General features: G+C 41.7%; 15 protein-coding genes, 1 tRNA gene and 1 pseudogene. 8 read left to right on the top strand and 9 right to left on the bottom strand.

All coding sequences use genetic code 11. The features are described from left to right. Positions 1–30: 30 nt before the first annotated feature. The 3 genes and pseudogenes from PUQ00_RS19450 to PUQ00_RS19440 all read right to left on the bottom strand — a co-directional run. Positions 31–201: a hypothetical protein gene (locus PUQ00_RS19450; protein WP_300419626.1), complete on the bottom strand. Its 171-nt coding sequence runs from the start codon at positions 199–201 to the stop codon at positions 31–33. Positions 202–965: 764 nt separating this feature from the next. Next, positions 966–2,492: a ferredoxin:protochlorophyllide reductase (ATP-dependent) subunit B gene (bchB, locus tag PUQ00_RS19445; RefSeq protein WP_300419624.1), complete on the bottom strand. Its 1,527-nt coding sequence runs from the start codon at positions 2,490–2,492 to the stop codon at positions 966–968. Positions 2,493–3,209: 717 nt separating this feature from the next. After that, a pseudogene (locus tag PUQ00_RS19440) lies at positions 3,210–3,413 on the bottom strand (IS4 family transposase); the annotation flags it as partial. A gap of 537 nt (positions 3,414–3,950) precedes the next feature. Here PUQ00_RS19440 and PUQ00_RS19435 point away from each other — a divergent pair. From PUQ00_RS19435 to PUQ00_RS19425, 3 genes are all read left to right on the top strand, one after another. Then, entirely contained in the window at positions 3,951–5,558 is a 1,608-nt protein-coding gene (locus PUQ00_RS19435) for a GUN4 domain-containing protein (RefSeq protein ID WP_300419622.1), read from the top strand. A gap of 454 nt (positions 5,559–6,012) precedes the next feature. Next, on the top strand, positions 6,013–6,177 hold the full coding sequence (locus PUQ00_RS19430) for a hypothetical protein (protein ID WP_300419621.1): 165 nt from the start codon (positions 6,013–6,015) through the stop codon (positions 6,175–6,177). Beyond that, the gene (locus PUQ00_RS19425; RefSeq protein ID WP_300419618.1) at positions 6,152–6,334 is read left to right on the top strand and encodes a hypothetical protein; all 183 of its coding nucleotides are present in this window, start codon (positions 6,152–6,154) and stop codon (positions 6,332–6,334) included. Before PUQ00_RS19430 ends, PUQ00_RS19425 begins: the two co-directional genes overlap by 26 nt. Before the next feature lie 279 nt (positions 6,335–6,613). Here the strand turns inward: PUQ00_RS19425 and PUQ00_RS19420 are convergent, their stop codons facing one another. The 5 genes from PUQ00_RS19420 to PUQ00_RS19400 all read right to left on the bottom strand — a co-directional run bounded on the left by PUQ00_RS19420 (position 6,614) and on the right by PUQ00_RS19400 (position 10,840). Next, positions 6,614–7,828 (bottom strand): ATP phosphoribosyltransferase regulatory subunit, encoded by a 1,215-nt coding sequence (locus PUQ00_RS19420; RefSeq protein ID WP_300419616.1) that lies wholly within the window; start codon positions 7,826–7,828, stop codon positions 6,614–6,616. Beyond that, a complete protein-coding gene (locus PUQ00_RS19415) occupies positions 7,828–8,793 on the bottom strand; it encodes a J domain-containing protein (protein WP_300419613.1) in 966 nt (321 codons plus the stop codon). The genes PUQ00_RS19420 and PUQ00_RS19415 overlap by 1 nt, the downstream gene beginning before the upstream one ends. A 169-nt stretch (positions 8,794–8,962) precedes the next feature. Next, a complete protein-coding gene (locus PUQ00_RS19410) occupies positions 8,963–9,775 on the bottom strand; it encodes an inositol monophosphatase family protein (RefSeq protein WP_300419611.1) in 813 nt (270 codons plus the stop codon). Between the two features lie 74 nt (positions 9,776–9,849). Next, complete coding sequence (locus PUQ00_RS19405) at positions 9,850–10,395, bottom strand: thermonuclease family protein (RefSeq protein ID WP_300419608.1); 546 nt, start codon at positions 10,393–10,395, stop codon at positions 9,850–9,852. A gap of 76 nt (positions 10,396–10,471) precedes the next feature. Continuing rightward, positions 10,472–10,840, bottom strand: coding sequence for a 2Fe-2S iron-sulfur cluster-binding protein (locus PUQ00_RS19400; protein ID WP_298918949.1), 369 nt, complete (start codon positions 10,838–10,840; stop codon positions 10,472–10,474). Between the two features lie 106 nt (positions 10,841–10,946). Between PUQ00_RS19400 and PUQ00_RS19395 the strand changes: the two genes are divergently transcribed. The 4 genes from PUQ00_RS19395 to PUQ00_RS19380 all read left to right on the top strand — a co-directional run bounded on the left by PUQ00_RS19395 (position 10,947) and on the right by PUQ00_RS19380 (position 14,401). After that, positions 10,947–11,031: transfer RNA gene (locus PUQ00_RS19395), tRNA-Ser, on the top strand. Between the two features lie 327 nt (positions 11,032–11,358). Continuing rightward, positions 11,359–12,039 carry a HEAT repeat domain-containing protein gene (locus PUQ00_RS19390; protein ID WP_300419605.1) on the top strand — a complete coding sequence of 227 codons (681 nt, stop codon included), beginning with the start codon at positions 11,359–11,361 and terminating at the stop codon, positions 12,037–12,039. Between the two features lie 74 nt (positions 12,040–12,113). Next, a complete protein-coding gene (locus tag PUQ00_RS19385; RefSeq protein WP_300419602.1) occupies positions 12,114–12,680 on the top strand; it encodes a phycobiliprotein lyase in 567 nt (188 codons plus the stop codon). A gap of 530 nt (positions 12,681–13,210) precedes the next feature. Further along, a complete protein-coding gene (locus PUQ00_RS19380) occupies positions 13,211–14,401 on the top strand; it encodes a family 10 glycosylhydrolase (RefSeq protein WP_300419636.1) in 1,191 nt (396 codons plus the stop codon). 224 nt (positions 14,402–14,625) lie between these two features. Here PUQ00_RS19380 and PUQ00_RS19375 read toward each other — a convergent pair whose 3' ends face one another. Next, a complete protein-coding gene (locus tag PUQ00_RS19375) occupies positions 14,626–16,146 on the bottom strand; it encodes a site-2 protease family protein (RefSeq protein WP_300419634.1) in 1,521 nt (506 codons plus the stop codon). Positions 16,147–16,339: 193 nt separating this feature from the next. Between PUQ00_RS19375 and PUQ00_RS19370 the strand changes: the two genes are divergently transcribed. Further along, positions 16,340–17,041 (top strand): MBL fold metallo-hydrolase, encoded by a 702-nt coding sequence (locus PUQ00_RS19370; protein WP_300419599.1) that lies wholly within the window; start codon positions 16,340–16,342, stop codon positions 17,039–17,041. Positions 17,042–17,180: the final 139 nt, after the last annotated feature.

Here is a 17,180-nt window from a genome sequence, read left to right as displayed (position 1 = left end):
AAACCTCTCCGTATTCTCTCTTAGTCTTGTTCAGAAATCAAATAGGAGTCCTATATGTTGCAGTCCTGCTTCCGCATTTCCCTTTTCTAAAAATATGATTTTGCCATCAGTTTGCTTGGCAATCCGCACAATTTTCTCAGGACTGTGGTTAACGCCAGCATCAAGGAGCGCCGCAAGTAATGCCGCTGTATCTTGATTCATATTTAATTTGGTTATTTTAAATAATAATTTATATAATTAATTTAATAATATTTCAGATTCAAGCTGCTTGTCAAGCCTTTTAGTTAATAAAAATGAGGGTAAAGATCCTCAACAAATCTTTACCCCTTAATCTTCTTAATCAACCTTCAAATCTACGCTTCAACCGACTCCTTCGCGACGCACAATACCTCAGCATTGATTTCTTTGAAACCGCGCTCGCGGGCAAATTTATTGATGATCCAATAGATTTATATTCTGTTCGTTCTTTACAGTTTGGGGACGTTGTAACAGCACGTTTTCCTCAACAAAACCCTTTAAATGTAGATTTTCCTCATTATTGTTCAGACCTGGTATTTTTTTCTATCCTGCTTAAAAGGTCAATAATTGCTATTAAAGCTGCTGTCAGAATATATATAATAATACAGGGAATAATCACATAAATTAAAGGTAAGAGAATAAATATATTAGTTCCACCAAAAAAACTTAAAGCTCGACCAAATATTGAAAATATTACAATAAAAAAAATGACTACAATAAAAAAGCCGAAAAACTGAAGTATCTTTAGTGTAGTAACTAATCTGGTGTACAGTCTCTTTTCGCTCAATATGCTGGATAATTGATTGTTGCTCATAAATACACCATTTTTAATAAATTAGTTTGTGGAAGAAAATTTATTTCATAAGAAGCAGAAGAGTGTTCTTTCAAAGAAACACTCTTCTATGGAATTCTAGCTATCAGTTTTTTAGCTGATAACTAAATTCTCATTAAGCCCCGACAGCTTCCTTCGCGGCGTACAATACTTCAGCATTGATTTCCTTGAAACCGCGATCGCGGGCAAATTTCTCAGTATTACGCTTCACTTTCCCGCGAACAAATCCCGGAATTTTATTCAATTCCGCTTGACCATCTTTTGTCCAATTCAAATCAGAATCAGCAGAAATTCCCCTAGTAATAACTTCTTTGGTATCGTGACCACCGAAGATTTCTAACAGGTGATCTTCCATTCCCAAAGTGAAGGAATTGTAGATCAAATCTGTAATCTGATTCGTGCCTTCGTAACCCATAAATGGTTTGTAACCAATGGGAAAGTTTTGGACGTGGATGGGTGCAGCAATTACACCGCAGGGAATATCCAAACGTTTACCAACATGGCGTTCCATTTGCGTACCGAAAATAGCAGAGGGTTCGACACGAGCGATCGCATCCCCAATTGCACCATGATCTTCAGAAATTAGCACTTCATCGCAATACTCGCTAACCTGTTCACGGAACCAGTCTGCATCATATTTACAGTAGGTTCCAGCCCAAACAACATGAATCCCCATTTCTCGCGTCAGAATTTTGGTAATGGCGGCGGCGTGGGTGTTGTCACCAAAGACCACAGCTTTTTTACCAGTCAGGTTTTGACAGTCAATCGAACGGGAGAACCAAGCAGCCTGAGAGACATGCAGGGTTTGCTCATTGATGAAGTTTTCGTAGTCAACTTCTGCACCTTGAGCGTTAATTACCTGCTGAATCTTGCGAATACAACGGGCAGTTTCCACTACACCCATTGGAGTAATGTCTATATAAGGTGTGCCAAATTGTTCTTCCAGGTAACGGGCTGTGGTCAAACCAAGTTCACGGTAAGGCACCAGGTTAAACCAGGCTTTGGGCATTTTCTTCAAGTCGTTCACGGAAGCACCTTCGGGAATTAAGGTATTTACCTCAATTCCCAAGTCAGCCATCAACCGTTTCAGTTCGGTGCAGTCGTGATTATTGTGGAAACCAAGGGTGGTAGTACCGATAATGTTAACCGAGGGCTTTGCTGTTTTGCCCTCTGGCAATTCGCCCCGCTTCCGGGCTTTTTCAATGTAGTATTGGACGATTTGATCCAAAGTGCGATCGGCGGCTTGCAGTTCGTTGTAGCGGTAGTGGTTCACATCCGCCAGCATTACATCTCCTTTCGCTTCCAACTGCGATCGCTCAACAAAATTGTGCAGGTCTTCTTGCAAAATGCTGGAGGTACAGGTGGGAGTTAACACAATTAAATCTGGGTGTTCCTCGGCATCCTTGCGGATGATGTTATCTACCACCTTCTCTTGAGAACCGCGTGCCAAAACGTTGCGATCGACGACACTAGTTGTCACCGGAGTGAAATCCCTCTCCCGCGATAGCATGGAGCGCATGACATTAAAGTAGTCATCGCCAATGGGAGCGTGCATGATCGCATGAACATTTTTAAAAGAACTAGCGATTCGCAGAGTGCCGATGTGGGCTGGGCCTGCATACATCCAGTAAGCTAATTTCATGCTTGTGTTCTCCCTTTTAAACTCAAATAACTAAGTAAGTGGGCGTAAAAAATATAAGATAGACTTTACCACTACCCCCTTCGGTGCGTAGTTTACCGCCTTTTGCATCGCCCAGCGTGCCATTGGCAGAGAAGGGGAGTAGGATTAAAGCCTCTCCCCTGCAACGGAAGAGGAATGGAAGTGAGATTTTATATTTAATTCAGCCCATCTACTTATAAGTCCTTGATTATTAAATCGCTTCTGATTTTCTCAAACCTACTGGCTAAGAAAAAATAAGGTTTGTTGCGGGTTATAGGGGAGGCGATATGGCTGAAACCTATTTACTGCTTGAGATGCAGCTATCTATTTAAACAACATTCTTATTTTTTTGGAAAAAAATCTTTATGTTCCGGTAAATTTGTTTATTAAAACAGAATTCAGAAGTCAGGAGTCAGGAGTCAGAATTAGGTAGTTAGGACTTATGCATTGACAGACATAACCAAATGTGCATTACCTTCTCATTACAAGGCTCTGCCTATTGGTGACAACTTAAAGCGATGTCTACGACGGGCTACGCCTACGCCAAAATGTCAAGTGGGGTGTGGAGATAAGTCCAAAGTGTCTCGCTGTAGAGATTTGGGTCATTACTTGTTCAAATATCGAGGAAAAGAAACTCTAAAAATCGCTTAGACAATGCTTGTTGCGATACGCAAGCCGATGCAGCACAATCAACTTGTCTTCTCGATTTAATAACCGATGTAACTCACGCACCGATGGTACTTGTCGCCACAGTAGTGTTAATACTGCTGCCACCATTAGAGGTAAACCCAGAATCCGCTCGCGTAGTCCCAACTGCTGATAATACGATAGTTGATTGTATACCAGTGGTGTTAATAGCTCCTCCATCCGCGCGGCGATTACTTCGTTTTCTGGCGCTGGCATATTTCTATCCCGCTTGTGATCTGGGTTTCCGACTCTTGGATTTCCCATCGTTGTTTCTCTTGATGCACCTATTGACAAGCTTACCTTTTTCTTAAGTTGTCACCATATAGTCAGAGACTGGGAACGAGGCAAACGAGGTAATCTCTGAAGGACTTATCTAGACAGGCTTTCACGTTAACTTGACACCAATGGCGAGACGCCCATCCCACAAGAAATAGTTGAGTATTTTTTTAATTGGAAGTCCCTAAGTACAGCATTTCATTAATTTGTAACGAATTAAATTTGGCAATACTTTGCAATGTTAATGTGTCGCTGGCATTGTTAATGCGTCCCTCTGCAATGCCAATGCATTCCGATACTATGTTAATACGTTCCCCCGCAATGCCAATGCATCCCCCTGCATTAAAAACGCTACGCTTTTTTGCAAAACTCTACTAAGCAAGCCGTCTTAGCTATTGCCGTTAGGTTCTAGGGAAATTCAGGCAAAAATACTATAATTTGTTACAAGTGTAATTTATCCTACTCCTGAAACGCAAAATGCCAGAGGTATCGCTACAGCTTTTCTTCTCCTACTCTCACAAAGACGAAGCTTTACGGGATGAACTAGCTAATCACCTGAGTACTTTGATACGGCAGGGTGTGATTTCAAGCTGGCACGATCGCAAGATACTACCAGGAGAGGAGTGGGATCACCAGATTAATGACAATTTAAACACAGCCGATATTATTCTGTTGCTCGTCAGTTCCGACTTTATCTGTTCAAATTATTGCTGGGAGGTTGAAGTCACCACAGCAATAAAACGTCACAATACAGGAAAAGCTCTTGTCATCCCAGTTATTCTGCGAAGGGTTGATTGGAGTGATACACCGTTTGCTAAACTGCAATTTTTGCCCAAGAATGCCGAACCTGTTACCTCTTGGACTAATCGAGACGAGGCATTTACAAATGTCGCTCAGGGAATTAGGGCTGCTGCTCAACAACTCAAGGTAGAACGTCAACAAAAACTAGCACTGGCAAGAAAGGAAGCTGCTATAGCTGAGTATCACCAGAAGGTTGAGGAATTCGCAGCTGATGGCGAGATTTCTTTTGTGGAATCCGAAATATTGAAGGATTTACAGGAAAGACTAGGATTAACTGATGAAGAAGCTCGTACAGTTCGAGATAAAGTATTAGAACCTTATGGGAAATATAAGGAAAATCTGGATAAATACAAGCAAATTTTTACAAAGTTAGTAGATGAACAAGGATATCCGTTAGGGGAAAAAGCTAAAGCGGATTTGAAGAAATTGCAGCAACACTTAAAGCTTAAAGATGAGGATATAGTCCTAATAGATAATGAAGCTGAAGTCCAAAAGCAACAAGCAGAAATACTCCACCAACAACAAAGAGAACAAGCAGAAGCCGAAAAGTTGCGACAACAGCAAGCAAACAGACTGCAACAACAGCAAGAACAAGCAGAAGCCGAGAAGTTGCGACAACAGCAAGCACAGAGACTCAAACTACAAAGAGAACAAGAAGAAGCTGAGAGACTGGGACAAGAACAGCAATCTACAGGTAATGACCTACTCTCTGAAAAGGGTGTAGACTATACGCGATTACGCGATTTACTCAGAGATAGTGAGTGGAAAGAAGCCGATCAAGAAACTCTGGCAGTTATGCTCAAAGCCACTGGTAGAGAAAAAGAAGGTTGGTTAGATATCGATTCCAGCAAAAACTTTCCCTGCACTGACTTACGCACTATTGACCAACTGTGGGTAAAATACAGTAATGGGCGTTTTGGGTTTAGCGTGCAAAAGCGCATTTGGGAAAGCGTCGGAAAAGACTATGAAAAGTTTGGCGATCGCGTTGGCTGGGTGAAGTGGAGAACAGTCGTAGTTGACAAGTGGTTTGGATTAAAACAACAAACCGAAAAACAAATCGAATGGCTAAGATACTACTCAGACTTGACGTTCGACACAAGTGCCTCCGAAGGACACCTTCCTGCCGCTGGTGTTAATTTTCTCGACGTTGAAAGTGTCGACGTAAGAGCTAAACACCCAGCGAGCTATCACCCAGTGTTTAACGAAGACAATGTACGTCGGTACTACAAACAGGGTGGGCTGCTGTGGGGAAGGGAGTATCTTTTCTCACGTCGAGACTTGTAAAATGTAACATATAAGGTTTACAGAAAGTTGTGAAAATTCACAAACAAGTCATTTCGCACAAAGTATTGCGGTTTTCACGTTTCTGTTACCTAGCACTGTCGTAGAAGTCAAAAGTCAGCAGTTTTGAGACATTATTCGTTGTTGTGCTTGTAGCATAGTGCTGGCAATCTGCGGGTTATAACAATTAGCAAAGATAAGTAGATAAATAAAAATATTTACAGTCATTGCGAGCAGAGCGAAGCAATAGCAAGGGCTGGGATTGCTTCGCTTCGCTCGCAATGACATTGTGTAATTAATTATGTTTACTTAACTTGGCTGATAGGTTATCGGAGTTAGAGATTGTGGTAATTCAAATTATTTACAAAACTTTATTAATAGATGCCCAAGAGCTAACATTTGGCACTTATCCACTCAAGCAGGTGAAATGGAACCGATGCCAGAGCAGAAAACGGTGATGTACAGAATTTGTCAACAATTAACAAAAATGTACACGCCTATATATTTAGTAACTACCGACACTAGAACAGGCAACTTAATCATTATTGCTGGTGAAGGGATAGAAGCATCAATTAGCCCAGAAGGAAAAGTGAGTTATGAGTCAACCGAAACCGAATTTTGAACAAATGACTATGAAAGACCTAAGAGAGTACATCTTGGGTCATAGAGACGACGAAGATGCTATTCATACAATGGCGATACGTCTTCGCAATCAGGGGAAAACAGGTACAGTTGAAGAGTTTTTAGAACACATCAAACAGCAAACTCAGGAAAGGTAAAAGGGAGTGGGGAGTAAAAATTTTAGATTTTAGATTTTGGATTTTAGATTGAAATTTAATCCAAAAGACGCTCGCGGACTCGCTAACGCTGCGCTATCGTCAATCCCTTCTCCCAAGGGGAGACGCTACGCGAACGGGTTCAGCAGTCGCTCATGGGGGAAACCCCCAAGACCCTTACGGGTTCGCCAGTCGCTTCAAGTCGGGAAACCCGCCCAACGCGCTGGCTCACCGCGCTGCTTCACCAAAATCCAAAATTGAATTGTCCAATCCCCAACTCACTTAACGCAATGATTCAATGGTTGGTGAGCCATCAGCTTTGATCCAAGCAATTTGGGCTATACTACGATCGCGTGCATATTGGCGAATAGCGTCTGCATCCCTTCCCCCCAAATCAATTTCTACCCGCACCAAATCAGTAGAATCTCTCAGTTTTTGCGCGTAAGCAAAGGCGGCGGCATTAGCATTAGCCGTCTCTGGTGCAACCAACCAGTCACTCGCGGGAGTTACCTGTGGTAATTGCTGAGTAGACAACAGAACTTGGTATAAATCTTCGATATTGAGTCCAAAACCAATTCCGGGGATATTTTCTCCTTGAGGATGATATAGCCCCAAAAGCTGGTCGTAGCGACCACCGCGCCCTAAAACTCTGGCTTGGGATTCGGTATCTGTGACAACTTCAAATACAATACCAGTGTAGTAATCTATAGTCTGAATGAGGCTGAGGTCAAGGATTAACGGAAGTTTTTTCTCTGATTCTAGTAATTCTACTAAGGATTTGAGGTTATTCACTGCCTCTCGTTGTTCTTCATCTAAATCCAAACTACTGACTTTTTGCAACACATCTGCACTTGGGCCACGCAGATCCAGGATGATTCTGGCGCGATCGCGAAGTTTATCACTTAGGGGTAAATTATCTATAGTAATGCGGTCAAGATGAGCGATCGCACTGCGAACTTGATCTTGTAAATTATCAGGAAAGGCACTCAAGAGCGATCGGGTAATTCCCGCCTCACCTAAAATTAAATGCCATCCCTGCAAACCCAGTGCTGCCAAACAATCTGCAACTAACAGCACTACTTCGGCATTCGCCAGCAATCCGCCAGCACCTAACAACTCTACCCCAGCTTGATAAAACTCCTGCTGGCGATTATGCCTGCTTTCCCAAGTACGACGAAACACATTGGCATTGTAGTACAACCGTTGCGGATAACGCAGGCCTGCCATTCGAGTCACAACAGTACGAGCAATAGATGCTGTTAATTCTGGACGTAGCCCTAATTCATCATCTTCGCCATTTTGTTGTAGTTGAATCACCATCTGACGCTGGATTGCTTCCCCTGCCATCAGGGTATCCATGCGCTCTAAAGTCGAGGTGATAATCCTGTGATATCCCCAACGGCGAAATACTTGCTGTAACCTATCTTCAATCCAGCGTTTTTTCTCCACATCCAAGGGCAATAAATCCCTGGCTCCCGCTGCTGGTTGATACACCATTATTTTTTCTTCCCACCAAACAAACCACCGAACAAACCGCCACTACCAGATTTATCTGGTTGCTTATCTTTATTATTGGGGGATGAAGTCACCTTATGATCACTATGTTGTTGTCCTAAAGCTTTATCTATTTTAGGTTTCCATTGCAACGCCGTTTCGTCATTGGGATCTAATTTTAGAGCATTGTCGAAGTGGATTTTTGCCATTTTTAGCTGATTTTGCTTCAAATACACCATTGCAATTAAGCTATGACAGCGACTATTTTTAGGTTCTAGCTTTAGGGCATCTTGCAACTCTACTTTGGCTTGAGCAAATTGGTTTTTGTCAATCAAAGATTGAGCGCGACGAACATACTGTTCTACAATCGAGTCTTCTTTTGGTGGCGCTGGTGCTGATGCTAGTGGTGTATTTTTTGCTGTATTTGTTGGCTGAGGCGTATCTGAGTTAACTTTGGGTTGAGCATGTGGCGGCGGCGCTGTGGATGATTTGCCCGCACTCCGCATTAAATACACTAAATTCAACTCACTAACTTGGGCAATGACTTGCACCGCTTGTTCTAAAGAATCATATTGGGTTTGGGCTAGTTTAGCGATCGCACTTTTATAGAAATGATCGAGATTAGGTGCATCAGCTAACTGTTTAGCCAAGTCGGTGTTTAGAGTTACCGAAGTAGACTCTTGTACTAGGCGCTTGCCAATTTGCGACAAAATTATAATATATTCCGTGCGAGTGCGATCGCCAGACAGTTTTTCGTAAGCTGGGTTAACCAGCTTTGATAACAATTCGTTCCCTAGCTGTTTTTGAGCCGCACTTTCAGTAAGATTACTGTCTGGATGCAGACGGCGGGTGATTTTGAGATAACGTTTGCGAATCTCTTTGACATCCGCATCAACTGGAACGCACAATATTGCGTGATGATCTATGAAATCATATTTAAATAGTCCACGATCTATTTTGAAAGACATACAGAGCTCTTGCACCAAGGGAGCAGTAAGATTCTTTCTAGTTTACTTCGGTTGATCAGTGATTAGTCATTAGTCATTGGGCATTGGGCATTGGGCATTGGGCATTGGGCATTGGGCATTGATCAATACTTCATCTCCCCCACTCCCTACTCCCCACTCCCCACTCCCCTCACACCCACGCTGACAGTGGCGGAACTTGTGAAAGTTCGTTACTGAGAGAGTCGTGAATATAACTATTTGTAGCGAGAATTCTACCTGATTCAATTTTGACAGAATTGCCATCATAGGCAGTAACTTTGCCCCCAGCTTCTTGTACCAAAATTATCCCGGCGGCAATATCCCAAGGAGAAAGTCCCCGTTCCCAGTAACCATCGACACGTCCACAGGCAACATATGCCAAATCTAACGATGCAGAACCGCTACGTCTGACTCCTTGGGTAAGATGGGTGAGGTGATTAAATTCTGCGTAGTTGTTATCAGAGGTTTCGCGGCGATCGTAGGCAAATCCTGTCACTAATAGGCTTTTACTCAATTCAGATGTTACCGAAACCTTGATGGGACTACGGTTACGCGTTGCTCCCAAGCCAGCAGCAGCACGGAATAGCTCGTTGTGAAATGGGTCATAAATTACACCAACTTGCGGAACGCCATTAATTAACAGCCCGATGGAAACGGCAAAAAATGGGTATTGATGAGCATAGTTAGTTGTGCCATCTAGAGGATCTATTGCCCAGAGGTATTCATTCTCTTGATTACCTAATTTCCCTGATTCTTCAGCCAGGATAGAATGCTGAGGAAAGTGGCGGCGCAAAATTTCTAAAATCAACTCTTCTGCGGCTTTATCAGCAACGGTGACTAAATCACCAGGGCGTCCTTTTTCAATAATTGTGTCTTCTAACTTACCCAAGTAACCTTGCAAAATCGTCCCAGCAGCTAAGGCCGCTTCTGTAGCAACATCTAGAAAAATTTGTAGATTTGTCATTTGTCATTTGTCATTTGTCATTTGTCATTGGGCATTGGTTATTCTATCTTCCCCACTCTTCCCCTCAGCACTAATTAAAGATTTTGGCGGCGAAACTCCGCGGGAGTCAGACGCATGGGTTTTTCTGGGTTCCAGATTCCTTGCTGCATTAGTCTAGCCCATTGTTGGGCACGTTCTAAACGCTGGTCATATTTGTGGTTAGGCGATCGCCCAACAAACATTGCATTCCCTTGTTTCACCAATTCTTCATTCAACAACACCTTATTTTTCCACACATAAGCTAGAGTTCGTCCGATTTTGTCTTTTGCTTCTAAATCAAACTCCAGCGTTACCGATTGTTCTCCACCACCAATTAGATCCTCTAACTGTTCTTTTCCTGCTTCCCCCCAAGGCCTTTGTCGCAAATCTGGTGCATCAATACCAACTAACCGCACTTGGGAAATCAAATTTGGTTGTTCAGCCATGCCTAACACTTCCAAGCTTTGCCCACTAACTACCCGCGCTACTTTCACCTCAGCTTCATTGTTTGGCAGTTGGTTTTTAGTTTGACAACTCACTAAGAGCAATAAGCAAGCCAAAATAGCTATTTTTCGCACCCAGTTAACAAGACGCACAGGCATGAGAACTTCAGTGATTTTGAATTGTTTATAAGAGAAATACCAAAAAATCCTGAGAAATAGCAACATAGTTGCATATTTATTCCTCATCTAATGGTAAACCCGCTTTAACTCTCCCTCTAGCAAAATAGCGTCCAAACTGGAGTTCGTAGACTTCATCTTCGTCTTGTGTCTCTACCTCCAAGTCAGAACGCGGGTAACTCACACACAACAAGGCATAACCTTGCCGACGTAAATTTGGCGACAATCCGATCGCCTCTGGTTGGTAAATTTCTCCCGACAACACCCTTACAGCACAAGTGGTGCAAGCCCCGTTGCGGCAGGAAAAGGGCAGTTCCACCCCTTGTTTTTCGGCAGTGTGCAGGATATAGCGGTCTTCTGGAACTTGTAGGGTGTATGTTTTGCCAGTGGCGCGATCGCGAACTCTAATTGTGTATGTACGGGACATCTTGATTTGCGTTTTGGGATTGGGACTTTCAGATTCAATCTAAAATATCTTTCTTTATCTTTGCATTTTCTGCGATTTTATAGTATGATCGTAACTTGTGGCACCTGGAGAGGTGGCCGAGTGGTTGAAGGCGCACGCCTGGAAAGTGTGTTTAGGGCAACTTAACGAGGGTTCGAATCCCTCCCTCTCCGTTCTCAAACTTAGTTTAAATATATAGTTTGAACAAGACTTCTATAAATAGTCCGGTTTAAAAAATAGCAGAATATTGCCAAATATATTCTTAATATTGCTTTAAAGGCATGTTAGCCTAATCCTGCTCTTAAGCAAGTTACGCCCAGCATAGTGTAAAATCTGACTGCTGAGTTGAATACACAATCTCGCCGGAAGTAACATTTGTTTATTTTTAAATCATAGTCGAGGCATTTTGTCAAGTCGCCAAACTCCTACTTCACTATGGCGACAGCCTGATGAACCGATAGGGTAAATTAAGATTAAGTAAAGAAAACGCTTTGAACTAAATGGCAGCTCTAAGCTTACAAGAAATTTCTACTCAGTTAGAAAGTCCGAATTTACGCGATCGCATGGTAGCCCTTGCCAATCTGCGTCATGTTTCTGCTGAGGATGCAGTCCCTTTGATTAAAAAGGTACTAGATGACGAATCTTTGCAACTGCGATCGATGGCAATATTTGCCCTTGGAATCAAGCCGACGCCAGAATGTTATTCAATTTTGGTCAGAATTCTCGAAAATGACCCCGATTATGGTATACGCGCTGATGCCGCCGGTGCATTAGGATATTTGGGTGATGCCAGAGCCTTTGAAGTGCTTTCACGGGCATTTTATGAAGATACTGATTGGCTAGTACGCTTTAGTGCAGCTGTTTCTCTAGGTAACATTAAAGACCCCCGTGCGCGTCAAATTCTTCTTCGGGCATTGGATAGCGAAGAAGTAGTGTTGCAACAAGCTGCAATCTCTGCACTGGGAGAAATTCAAGACATTGAATCTGTCGATAAAATCCTCCGCTTCGCTCAATCCGATGATTGGTTAGTAAGGCAGCGTTTGGCTGAAGCTTTGGGAAATCTTCCTACTCCTAAGAGTGTCTCAGCTTTGAAATATTTGGAAAAAGACAATCATTTCAACGTTGCTGAAGCAGCTAGGATTGGTCTGAAGAAGCTTGAGGAAATAGGCAATCAAGCTTAATATTAAAGTTTCCTGCGACCTTTAATAATAATTAAGTGGGAATTTTAGCATTTTGATGCAGGGTAATTTCATTCATGAATATTGAAGAGTTTTTTCAGTTAAGTGCTGGTAAATGGTTTTCTCATCGTACTAGTCAACATTTGGCTTTTAACCAATCTGAAAATAGCAAATCAGACATCATCATTGAGACGTTGGCAGTAGATCATCCAGAAGTGATCAAACTGTGTCAACAGTACAATATTAATCTTAGTTCTGCCACCTGTGCTACTAAAATTACCTGGAACGGCACAATGGAAAAGGATCAAGCAAAACATAGTGGTTCAACTGTGTTAGTTTCGGTACCTGATGCAGATAATCCCGCCCAAGGCAAGTTACTGCGAGAAATAGTTGATGCCGATAAAACTCCTGTTCCCGGACGCTATAAAATAGATAGTGATGATGCTTTGACTCTAATTACAGAGGATGAAACCATGAATTCTGAGGAGCGCCTGTGGTTTGCTAGCCCCAATTTGCGAATGCGGGTAAATCTCCTCAAAAGTTTTGGTGGACTTAGTATCACTTCCTTCACTTCTGAGATTCGCATGGGTGGCTTTCCACCAGCCGCAAAGGCTTCGGAGGCAGCTAATTCAGTATCGAATTAGTTTTAATACAATATATTCCCCCTGTTTCTAGGGGGAATAAAGTTTAATATTTTTTATCAAGGATTAAGTTAGAGTACGCCCTAATTAGTCAGTCGCTTTGGGTAATTAAAAATTATAAATTTAAAATTAATAATCCCATAAATAAATTTAATTGCTCTATATCCATTTTTTGAATTTTGAATTAGAGCGTTCGCGCAGCGTCTCGTAGAAGGTTTTAAGCTAAAAATCTTTTAATTTGCCATCCTCAAAAAAATGAATCTCTTGTGGGGTGGGCATCTTGCCCGCCCTAGTTGTGCAAATTGAATGCGCGACAGCTTACAAGGCTTTTTACACTCATTGAGATGCTCCCCAAGTTTTGCTATTGATAGCGAAGCTCAGTAGCAAATTAGGAAAAATTGGTTTGGTCGATTAGGCTAATTGAGTCCGTCGCCAGATAATTTTTTAGAGCTTATATCGAGAAAATATAGATGTGAAATGGTGGCAATCTATATATATATAGATTAAGATTGCCAGACAATGATCATGTTATTATGTCGCGCCAAAATAAAAAGACAAATGGATGTGGATGTTCAAATATTCCTATCTCTATAATCATAGCTATCTTAGGAGGTGGTTATTGGTGGTTCAGCCAAAAGGGAAATTTAGATATCAGCAATCTTTTATCTAAGATTCAACAAATAACTATTCCTATTTTGAATTCTACTCCCAGTGTTTCTTCAACTGCCATTCCAACTACTTCTTCAACTTCTACCCCCTCTTTATCAACCACTTCAAATCTGGCTCGTAATAATAAGCAAGCTTCAGTTCAAACAATAACACCTCAAACTCCTTGGGAGAAAAAAGTAATTAGAGGAATTTATTTAAGTCGCTACCAAGTCACCAATAATGCTGATGAGCAAACGATTCGCCAAAGAGTTCGTTACTATCGCTCTCAAGGAATTAATACGATTATTCACGGTGTTTGGGGTAATGGTTGTACGATGTACAATAGCGATGTTATGCAGCAAACGCTAGGGTATAAAAGTTGTCCAAACCAGTTTCAAGATCGATGGTTAGATTGGTTGATTGATGAAGCACATAAACAGGGAATGCAAGTTCACGCTTATTTCGAGAAAGGTATTAAAATAGACAAAAACAGTCCGATTTATGATTTAGCAATTTCTCGTAAATGGATTGTTCCCGGAGTAGATAAAACCTATGTTGGAATTGATCATTATGTCCTTGATGTGGAGATTCCTGAGGTTGCTAGTTTATTTAGAAATATCTTAGTAGAGTTCGTCCAAAAATATTCGAAGATTGATGCAGTTCAATGGGATGATTATCTAGGTTATTATGCTGAATTACCTGGAAAAATTGATCGCACGGCTAAATTAACTAATTTTGTACAGCAAATGATAACTGCAATGAAACAAGCTAACTCTTCAGTTATTTTTGATATCTGTCATCATAACCCTTACTGGGCTAAACGATATTTCGCAGCTGATTGGCAAAAATGGAACGTCGATCGAGTATTTATTCAAGCTTATAATAAGGCAAATTTCAAAGAAGAATTAAATTATGCTAAAAATTATGCTGGAATTGCGGTTACTGATCAACAATTACACCGCTTAAAAGAATTAATAGATAACGACACAATTAAGAGTGTTTTAATTTTTCCTCTCTCTGGAAAACCAGAAGAAACAGCTTCTAGCTTAAAAAGGTTGACGCAAAACAACAACTAAGATGTGGCGGTAGCTATACTTTTAAACCCTAGCCAGTGCTGAAAATGCCATAAACTGGCGCACGTTTTTGCTTTGAAACCATCGCAGGTTTCAAAATTGCTCCTAAAAGAAGGCTATTGTTTAAAACTATTTATAATTTCAAGAAAAAATCCCAACCAATGGTTAATTTCATAGTTGGAAAAAAAGAAAATTTAGAGACTTTGCTATCTCTATGCTGATCCTGTTTAAATTTGCAAAAAGTTAGCGATCGCCTGCGGTAGTGGCAAAACAATTACAATCAACAAAGCGATTGCCAGTAATCCCCAAATATCACGTCCATTATCCAATTCCGTAACATCATTCAGCGCCGGTTCATCAACCAATGGCATAAATAATAAGATAATCGCCCACACCAAAAATTCTTCCCGAACTAAAGAAAGTAATAATAACAACAGCCGAGAAATTTGACCAATTATCATTGCAATTCGTTGTCCAAACATCGCATGGACAATGTGACCTCCATCTAGTTGTCCCACAGGCATTAAATTTAACGCCGTGACAACTAGTCCCAGAAAACCAGCTACTGCAAGTGGATGTAAGTCAAGGGCTGATTTTGCTGTTAACTGACTCCCCAAGGCCAACTTCGAGAGTAGCGCCAGTAAAATTGAAGACTTGGGATTAAGGGCATCAAGATTTAAAAGTCGAGTTTTTTCATTCAGAGAAACCACGTCAGAATGAGCCAAGCCCCATATTAGTAATGGCAAGGTAACAACAAAACCTGCAATTGGCCCAGCGATACTAATATCAAATAAAGCTTTGCGGTTAGGAATAGGACTACGCATCTGAATAAATGCGCCAAAAGTTCCCAAGAAGAAAGGCACGGGAATAAAGTAAGGCAACGTCGAGCGAATATTGTAAAATTTAGCTGTCAAATAATGTCCAAGTTCATGAATGCCCAAAATAGTCATCAGTCCTAAAGCATAGGGCAATCCTTTCAATAGGACATCTGGGTTAGATAGAACCTTGAACAAAGAGCCAATTTTCCAGATAGGTGGAAGAGAAACACCAGCATTTTCCATTCCCACCAAGGTAGTAGTTACCAAAGTAGCTGCTAGCAGCAGAAGTGCTAATCCTGGTCGAGTTAACCGTTCTTGGTCGCGTCGTGGTGTATTTCTCTCTTTAGCAGCTTGAGTGTTGGGAACCAGCACAAAGAAAGGTTTGTCATTTAAACCTTCTTGAAAAATTAGCAGGAAGCGATCGCCAAATTGTGCTTCAATATTAGTCTTAATCTGCTGGTAGGCGTTACTGGCTTTAGTTCGCAACTGACCACGACAAATCACGGCTTGTGGTCTATATTCAATATTTTGAACGTAGTATACAGACCAAGGAAAACAATTTCGCAGTTGGGTTTCTTCCGTTAGCTCAATGGGACGCAGTATTGGTTCTGGGGTAGGCTGGATAGTCGGCTGTGATTGTGAAACTTGAGCTTGGGCTTCGGTTTGTGTATCTCTTGGCGCTTGACGCCCCCATTGAAATAACGTCCAGTACAACAGTGTGCAGACAAATAACGACCAAATAATCAGCGCTGGCGGCGGAGGTTGTTTCGCCCCGTACATCAGCGTCCATCCACTCAACAGAAATGCTGGTGTCATTAAAACCAGCCACAACAACCATACTGGCGTCCGAGTGATCTGAGCGACGCTGTGCTGCACCATTAGATAAGTAGCTAGCCCTAGTAGGAGGATAAACAGAAACCAAAATGCCATATTATCTTCAGTAATTTGGACAAAACGCCCCACCAGTAGCTTCAGCACCATAGCATTAACTACAAGGCAGACCTCAAACCCCAATTTTATTCACAACGGTTAACAGTGTTGCTTAACGCTCAAGTTTCAATTCTTCAGAATTTCTACACTTTAACCAGATTGTTCACAACTTCTCAGTTTAGGTTCTTTGATCATGTGCCCTTTACCACAAGTGCCAAGTCATACAACTAAGCCACCACGGGCTGTGTTTCCTGACGAAGTTCCTAGCGGAGGTTCTCTGCAATCGGACTTCGCCCAAAAGAGCATTTTTGCCTTTCCACCCAATCGGGACACATTAGGGGGAACCTCTTATTTTATTGTAAGAAACGAAGGCAATATCCTCATAGATTGCCCTGCCCTAGACCAAATAAATCAAGATTTTTTAGGATCGCATGGAGGCGTGCGTTGGTTATTTCTCACCCATCGAGGCGCTATTGGCAAAACTGCTGAAATTCAGCAAATTTTTGGTTGCGAGGTGCTGATTCAAGAGCAAGAAGCTTATTTATTACCAGGCTTAACCGTAACTACCTTTAGGCAGGAATTTACTCTCGATGCCGCAATACAAGTGATTTGGACACCAGGTCATTCTCCCGGCTCATCTTGCCTTTACTACAGTGAACTTGGAGGTATATTGTTTTCTGGTCGCCATTTAGTGCCTAACCAGCAGGGTCAAGCAGTACTATTACGGACAGCGAAAACCTTTCACTGGCCCAGACAAATTAACAGTCTTCGCTTTTTATTAGAACGTTTTACACCAGAAAATCTTCAGTATATTTGTCCTGGAGCTAATACAGGCTTTCTCAGAGGTAAACGATTTTTACACAGTACCAACCTTTTTACCGATTACCTTCCCTAAAATGCTCACTTGATGCTCAAATAAGTTACTTTCACCATTCCAGTCTGACAAAAGTAGGTATTTTGTATTTGGTCATTTTTTGACTAAGCAGTTACACATTTAACTTGCATAATTAGGGCGGACAAGATGCCCACCCCAC

Origin of the sequence: Nostoc sp. S13 (genome assembly GCF_029379315.1) — a bacterium.
Classification (GTDB): domain Bacteria; phylum Cyanobacteriota; class Cyanobacteriia; order Cyanobacteriales; family Nostocaceae; genus Nostoc.
Note: the sequence above shows the minus strand (reverse complement) of the source record. Positions and strands in the feature narration are given on the sequence as shown.

Excerpts from the sequence above, each read along its gene's own strand:
- PUQ00_RS19450 (WP_300419626.1), bottom strand. The coding sequence starts at position 201 with ATGAATCAAGATACAGCGGCATTACTTGCGGCGCTCCTTGATGCTGGC.
- bchB (WP_300419624.1), bottom strand. The coding sequence starts at position 2,492 with ATGAAATTAGCTTACTGGATGTATGCAGGCCCAGCCCACATCGGCACT.
- PUQ00_RS19435 (WP_300419622.1), top strand. The coding sequence starts at position 3,951 with ATGCCAGAGGTATCGCTACAGCTTTTCTTCTCCTACTCTCACAAAGAC.
- PUQ00_RS19430 (WP_300419621.1), top strand. The coding sequence starts at position 6,013 with ATGTACAGAATTTGTCAACAATTAACAAAAATGTACACGCCTATATAT.
- PUQ00_RS19425 (WP_300419618.1), top strand. The coding sequence starts at position 6,152 with ATGAGTCAACCGAAACCGAATTTTGAACAAATGACTATGAAAGACCTA.
- PUQ00_RS19420 (WP_300419616.1), bottom strand. The coding sequence starts at position 7,828 with ATGGTGTATCAACCAGCAGCGGGAGCCAGGGATTTATTGCCCTTGGAT.
- PUQ00_RS19415 (WP_300419613.1), bottom strand. The coding sequence starts at position 8,793 with ATGTCTTTCAAAATAGATCGTGGACTATTTAAATATGATTTCATAGAT.
- PUQ00_RS19410 (WP_300419611.1), bottom strand. The coding sequence starts at position 9,775 with ATGACAAATCTACAAATTTTTCTAGATGTTGCTACAGAAGCGGCCTTA.
- PUQ00_RS19405 (WP_300419608.1), bottom strand. The coding sequence starts at position 10,395 with ATGCCTGTGCGTCTTGTTAACTGGGTGCGAAAAATAGCTATTTTGGCT.
- PUQ00_RS19400 (WP_298918949.1), bottom strand. The coding sequence starts at position 10,840 with ATGTCCCGTACATACACAATTAGAGTTCGCGATCGCGCCACTGGCAAA.
- PUQ00_RS19390 (WP_300419605.1), top strand. The coding sequence starts at position 11,359 with ATGGCAGCTCTAAGCTTACAAGAAATTTCTACTCAGTTAGAAAGTCCG.
- PUQ00_RS19385 (WP_300419602.1), top strand. The coding sequence starts at position 12,114 with ATGAATATTGAAGAGTTTTTTCAGTTAAGTGCTGGTAAATGGTTTTCT.
- PUQ00_RS19380 (WP_300419636.1), top strand. The coding sequence starts at position 13,211 with ATGTCGCGCCAAAATAAAAAGACAAATGGATGTGGATGTTCAAATATT.
- PUQ00_RS19375 (WP_300419634.1), bottom strand. The coding sequence starts at position 16,146 with ATGGCATTTTGGTTTCTGTTTATCCTCCTACTAGGGCTAGCTACTTAT.
- PUQ00_RS19370 (WP_300419599.1), top strand. The coding sequence starts at position 16,340 with ATGTGCCCTTTACCACAAGTGCCAAGTCATACAACTAAGCCACCACGG.